This is a genomic window from Kitasatospora sp. NPDC047058 (genome assembly GCF_040643935.1).
Lineage (GTDB): Bacteria > Actinomycetota > Actinomycetes > Streptomycetales > Streptomycetaceae > Kitasatospora.
This window is the reverse complement of record NZ_JBEYVJ010000925.1, coordinates 1-1,162: the sequence shown is the minus strand read 5'-3', so window position 1 is coordinate 1,162 and position 1,162 is coordinate 1. Positions and strand designations below refer to the sequence as shown.

The following is a 1,162-nucleotide window of genomic DNA, read 5'->3' as shown; positions in this document are numbered from 1 at the left end:
GCCGCTCCCCCGGGCGCCCCACCGGGCGCCGGCTTCCCGGGCCCCGCCACGCCGCCGGCGCCAGCACCGGGCCAGTACCCGGGCCAGCCGGGCGGCTACGGCCAGCCGGCCGCCCCCGCCGGCCCGCCGCAGCCCCCGTACCCGCAGCAGCCGTACCCCCAGCAGGCGTACGGACAGCAGCCCTACGGACAGCAGCCGTACGGGCAGCCCGACTACCCCGCCGGCTACGAGGACCTCGACGACGCGGACCGCCCCGGCAACAAGCGCGCCCCGCTGCTGATCGCCTTCGCGCTGCTCGTCGTCCTGGCGCTCGGCGGCGGCATCCTCTGGGCGGTGAAGGACGACGGCGCCCCGGCCGGCCAGGCCGCCCCGGCCCCGTCCGCCACCGCCGCCCCCACCGACGCACCCGCCTCCGGCAACCCGCCGCCCACCCCGCCGGCCGGCGGTTCGGCCGGCGCGGCGAGCCCGGCCGCCACCGACACCGCGTCGGCCTCCCCGAGCGCGGGCGCCACCGCGGGCGGTCCCAACGCCCAGACGCAGGCCAAGGCGCTGGACGAGCTGCTGACCCAGGGCGAGAGCGCGAAGGCGCCGATCGGCAGCGCGGTCGCCAAGGTGAGCAGCTGCCCGGCCAAGGCCGACATCGAGAGCGCGGCGCAGTCCTTCGACAGCGGCGCCAAGCAGCGCGACCAGCTGCTCGCCAAGCTCGCCACCCTGTCCGTCACCGACCTGCCCGGCGGCGCGGACGCGGTGGCCTCGCTGAAGTCGGCCTGGCAGCTGTCCGCCGACATCGACCGCGCGTACGCGACCTGGGCGCGCGCGGTGTCCGCCCAGGGCTGCTCCGGCTCGGCCCCGAACACCGCCGACAAGAAACACGCCGACGAGCTCAACCCGCAGGCGACCCAGGCGAAGAAGGACTTCGTGACAAAGTGGAAGGCGATCGCCGACGCGTACGGACTGACCGCACGCACCCAGGACAGGATCTGAACCACCCGTGACCCGCACCACCCCCGGCAGCCCGCACGAGGAACCGCCCCGCCGCTCCCGCCTGTTGCGTCCCGCCACGGTGGCGGGCCTGGTGATGCTGATGCCCGTGGCGGACCGGTTGCGCAAGGTGAACGTGCAGATCGTGACGATGCCGATCCCCGCGCAGGAGGGCATCACC

Annotated in this window: 2 pseudogenes; both read left to right on the top strand. The window is 76.3% G+C overall.

Features of this window, described 5'->3' with window-relative positions:
* Positions 1–984, top strand: a pseudogene (locus ABZ885_RS41675) (hypothetical protein); the annotation flags it as partial.
* Positions 985–1,078: 94 nt separating this feature from the next.
* A pseudogene (locus ABZ885_RS41670) lies at positions 1,079–1,162 on the top strand (slipin family protein); the annotation flags it as partial.